Raw genomic sequence first — 4,104 nt, 5'->3', positions numbered from 1 at the left:
GGTCAGCACGAGCCGCTCGACCGCCTCGACGTCCGCGCCGAGCCGCGACAGCACGTCGCCCAACGGGCGGCGCTCGAAGAAGCCGGGCGAGAGCCGGTGCAGGTGCGCGAACACGGAGGTGCGGAGCGCGAGCACGTACTGCTCGGCGGTCCAGGCCGAGACCGCGGAGCGGAGGAGGTCCAGGATCGCGCCGAGGAGCGTGACCGCGAGAATCGCGCCGGCGACCCACGGCAGCGACGCCGTCGCGCCGGGGGTGAGCACGTCGTCGACGAGGACCGCGAACAGCCACAGGCTCGCGACGACGGGGAGCGGGCTCAGTACCGCGAGGACGAGTCCGAGCGCGATTCGACCGCGGAATCCCGCGGTGTAGGGCCGGAATCGCCGAAAGATCTGTCGGACGGCCTGCCGCGGCGCCTCGGCCGGGCGGCCCGCGTCGAGCGCTTCGGGATCGGCACGGCGCGTGGCGCGGTGCCGGGCGGTGGGGGTCGACATCCTCGCAGGCCTCCAGGCTCTCGAGTGGACCTCCGGAGGGTGGATGGCCCCTCCCGTCGCAGCTCGGGAGGGACCACCACCGGACGCATGGCTCTGCGGTCAGTGCTTCGGCGCCGACGTCTTCCTCGGCCCGGAACGCCTGGTGTCCCGCTTCCTCGGCGGCGTGGGGCCGCCGGGGAGGGGGAGCCCCGCAGAGGGATCCATATGTCTTCTCCTTCAGTGACACGCGGTGCGTGAGGACGCCCGCGTATACCGCACAAAGAAGTCCACGGTGTCCGGGTTGCGATTTCCGGACATTCCCCACTCGATCGAGTTAAGGAGAGGAGACAACGAGAATCGACGAAATTGCTCGTGCTGGGAGTGAGAGCGGTCACGTCAGGCGGCGCGGGTCTCCACCTCCTCGACGAGGGTGCCGGGCACGACCGCGCCCCTGACGTCGGCCGCGCCCGCGGTGAGGGCCGAGGGTCGGCGCTGCCGGATCCACCTGCCGACCATCCGCGCGCCGAGCGCGCCGAGCAGTCCGAGCAGTGCCAGACCGGCGCCCGAGGCGACGATCGGCAGGATGCCGGCGTCGGGGAACAGGGCCATCAGGGCGAACGAACAGAACGGCCACCACAGCAGGGACCTTCCTGGGCCGTGTCGTGTCCAGTCCCGGTGTTCACCCGCCATGCTGTCCTCTTACCCCGCTCGTCCGCCGTCCATGCCGACCGCGGGTGTGACGGGTTAGGTTCCGTCCATGACCCTCGACGTCCGCGCGGCGCTCGTCGCCGAGAACGCACGGCTGGCGGAGCTGGTCGGCACCGTCGACCACGCCACCGCGATCCCCACCTGCCCCGGATGGGACCTGACGAAGCTGCTGCGCCATGTCGGCCGCGGGCACCGCTGGGCCGCCACGATGATCACCGAGCGCGCCACGGAGGGGCTCGACCCGCGGGAGGTGCCGGGCGGGAAGCCGCCCGCGGACCTGTCGGGCACCGTGCGCTGGCTGACCGACAGCGCCCAGGCCGTGCTCACCGCCATCGACGCGACGGGGCCGGAGGTGCCGGTCTGGACCTTCACCGGGCCGAAGCCCGCCGCGTGGTGGATCCGCAGGCGGCTGCACGAGGAGACCGCCCACCGCGCGGACGTGCTCATCGGGCTGGGCCGAGACGTCGACCTCGATCCCGCCCTCGGCGCCGACGGGCTGTCGGAGTGGCTGGACCTGCTCGTCGCCCGGGGCGGGCCGCTCCTCCCGGCGGACGTCACGCTGCACCTGCACGCCACGGACGTGGAGGGGGAGTGGACCCTCCGTCCGGACGCGGCCGGGATCGCCTGGGAGCACGGGCACGCGAAGGGCACCGCGGCGGTCCGCGGCCCTGCCGCCCTGCTCTACCTCGCCCTGCTCCGCCGGGTGCCCCTCGACGACCCGCGCCTGGAGCTCTTCGGCGAGCCGGCGGCCGTGCGGACCTTCCTCGAGGCGACCCCCTACTAGCACCGGCGCCGCCTGCGCCACGTGATCTCCCTCGAACGGTGTTCGATTCCACTACGATGGCGGCGTGCCCGAGGACATGCCCGACCTCCCCTGGCGCAGCTCGCGCACGTCGCCCTTCCGTCGCTCGCTCTCCCGCGAGGTGATCGTCGAGGCGGCGATGGACGTGCTGCGCAAGGACGGCGTGGACGGCGTCTCCATGCGGCGGGTCGCCACGGAGCTGTCGACCGGGCCCGCGTCGCTGTACGCGCACGTCGCGCACAAGGAGGAGCTGATCGAGCTCCTGTACGACGAGGTCGCGGGGGACATCCCGCTGCCGGAGCCGGACCCGGAGCGCTGGCGGGAGCAGGTCACCCAGCTCTGGGTCGACTCGCGGGCCACCCTGCTGCGCCACCGCGACATCGCCCGGACCTCGCTGGGCTCGATCCCGCTCGGACCGAACGCCCTGGCCGTCGCCGAGGTCACGGTCACCCTGCTCCGGATGGGCGGGGTGCCCGAGCAGGCGGTGGCCTGGGCGGTGGACGTCGTGGGGCTGTTCGTCACCGCGAGCGCGGTGGAGGGCTCGATGGAGGCGCGGCGCCGGGAGGGTCGTGACCCCACGGCGCCGGACGAGATGGACCTGCGCGAGCTCGTCGCCGGGCTGCCCGCGGACCGCTTCCCGAACGTCGTGTCGCTGCTGCCCCTCCTCGCCGTCGGGTCCGACGAGGAGCGCTTCCGGTTCGGGCTGGAGCTGCTGGTCGGCGGGTTGGTCGCCCTCGCCGACCGACCGGGCTGAGCCCGCCGGCAGGATCGACCCCCGCCTCAGGCGATGAGTTCCGGTCGGGCCGCCGGTCCACCGTGCGACTCGACGAACGACACGGTAGGGAGCACCCACGATGGGCATCATCAAGGTCCACGAGTTCACCACGGTCGACGGCGTCGTCGACGCCCCGATGTGGACGATGGACTACGCGTTCACCGACGAGCTCGGGGACGCGCTGGCCGAGATCACCGGCAGCTGCTCCGGGATCCTCCTGGGCCGCACCACCTACGAGATGTTCACGCCCGCCTGGTCCTCCCGCACGGTGGAGGACGACCCGGGTGCCCCGTTCTTCAACGAGTCGCCGAAGTACGTGGTCACGTCCACGTTGGAGAGCGGGGAGTGGAACAACACCGAGATCCTCGGCGGGTACGACGCCGCGAAGATCAAGGACCTGAAGCAGGCGAGCCCCGGTGACCTGTACGTCTCCGGCAGCGCCACCCTGGTCCGGGCCCTGCTCGCCGACGGGCTGGTCGACGAGCTGCACCTGCTCGTCTACCCGGTCGCGGTGGGGGAGGGCATCAGGCTGTTCCCGCAGGGTGGGCCGCGCACCCCGCTCACGCTGCTGAACGCCCGACAGTTCGACAACGGCGTCACGCAGCTGACCTACGGGCCCGCCGCTACCTGAGGTCGCCGACGAGGAGGTCCATCAGCAGCCCGTCGTGCCAGGAGCCGTCGGCTCCGCGCTCGTAGGCCCGCAGGACCCCGACCGGCTTGAACCCCACCCGCTCGTAGCTGCGGATCGCGCGCACGTTCGCCGCCGCCGGGTCGATCGCGATCCGGTGGTGGCCGCGGTCGGTGAACAGGTGCCGGGCCAGCGTGCGGACGGCGTCGGCACCCAGTCCCTGGCCGTGTGCCGAGGGCGCGAGCGCCACGTCGATCCCCGCGTGCCGGTACTGGGGGTCCTCCTCCTCGTCGAACATGATCAGTCCGACGGTCCGGCGGAAGGCCTCGACGGCGAAGCGCTGCTGGCCGATGAGCTCCGCCCGGACCCGGTCGAGGTCGTAGTCCGGCCACCATCGCTCGACCTCGGGGCTGCGCAGGATCGCCAGGAACTCCTCGGCGTGCCGCGGCTCCGTCGGACGCAGGACGACGGTCTGGCCGGCGAGCGCGCCGGAGTCGTCCGTCGCGTCCTCGCGGACGGCGTGTCCCAGCGAGCTCATGAGGCCTCCTCGGTGAGGGGGTAGCGGGCCAGCTCGTCCAAGGCGGCGGCCGACCGGGGCTGCTCGAAGACCACCTCGGCCCGCCGGTCGGCGACGAGCAGGGTGGCGATCAGGTTGCCGAACAGGGGCCCGCCGAGCTTGGTCCAGCTCAGGTCGGGCGGGGGCGCGCCGACGGCAGCACG

General features: G+C 72.8%; 7 protein-coding genes. 3 read left to right on the top strand and 4 right to left on the bottom strand.

Going from position 1 to position 4,104, the window contains the following annotated elements:
* On the bottom strand, positions 1-492 hold a 492-nt coding region (locus tag H5J29_RS23410; protein WP_246394183.1), incomplete at its 3' end, for an ABC transporter transmembrane domain-containing protein.
* A 375-nt stretch (positions 493-867) separates the two neighbouring features.
* On the bottom strand, positions 868-1,161 hold the full coding sequence (locus H5J29_RS23405) for a hypothetical protein (RefSeq protein ID WP_181783191.1): 294 nt from the start codon (positions 1,159-1,161) through the stop codon (positions 868-870).
* 67 nt (positions 1,162-1,228) lie between these two features.
* Here H5J29_RS23405 and H5J29_RS23400 point away from each other — a divergent pair, with 67 nt between their 5' ends.
* The 3 genes from H5J29_RS23400 to H5J29_RS23390 all read left to right on the top strand — a co-directional run bounded on the left by H5J29_RS23400 (position 1,229) and on the right by H5J29_RS23390 (position 3,387).
* Complete coding sequence (locus H5J29_RS23400) at positions 1,229-1,963, top strand: maleylpyruvate isomerase family mycothiol-dependent enzyme (protein ID WP_181783190.1); 735 nt, start codon at positions 1,229-1,231, stop codon at positions 1,961-1,963.
* A gap of 64 nt (positions 1,964-2,027) precedes the next feature.
* On the top strand, positions 2,028-2,735 hold the full coding sequence (locus H5J29_RS23395) for a TetR/AcrR family transcriptional regulator (RefSeq protein ID WP_312858368.1): 708 nt from the start codon (positions 2,028-2,030) through the stop codon (positions 2,733-2,735).
* Between the two features lie 100 nt (positions 2,736-2,835).
* On the top strand, positions 2,836-3,387 hold the full coding sequence (locus H5J29_RS23390; protein ID WP_181783189.1) for a dihydrofolate reductase family protein: 552 nt from the start codon (positions 2,836-2,838) through the stop codon (positions 3,385-3,387).
* Here H5J29_RS23390 and H5J29_RS23385 read toward each other — a convergent pair.
* Positions 3,380-3,922 carry a GNAT family N-acetyltransferase gene (locus H5J29_RS23385; RefSeq protein WP_181783188.1) on the bottom strand — a complete coding sequence of 181 codons (543 nt, stop codon included), beginning with the start codon at positions 3,920-3,922 and terminating at the stop codon, positions 3,380-3,382. The genes H5J29_RS23390 and H5J29_RS23385 overlap by 8 nt on opposite strands.
* Positions 3,919-4,104, bottom strand: a 186-nt coding sequence (locus H5J29_RS23380) for an immunoglobulin domain-containing protein (protein WP_220187821.1), incomplete at its 5' end; no start/stop codon positions are given. The genes H5J29_RS23385 and H5J29_RS23380, both read right to left, overlap by 4 nt.

The organism is Pseudonocardia pini (assembly GCF_013870575.1).
GTDB classification, from domain to species: Bacteria; Actinomycetota; Actinomycetes; order Mycobacteriales; family Pseudonocardiaceae; genus Pseudonocardia; species Pseudonocardia pini.
The sequence above is the reverse complement of the archived record's forward strand: the minus strand, read 5'-3'. Positions and strand labels throughout refer to the sequence as shown.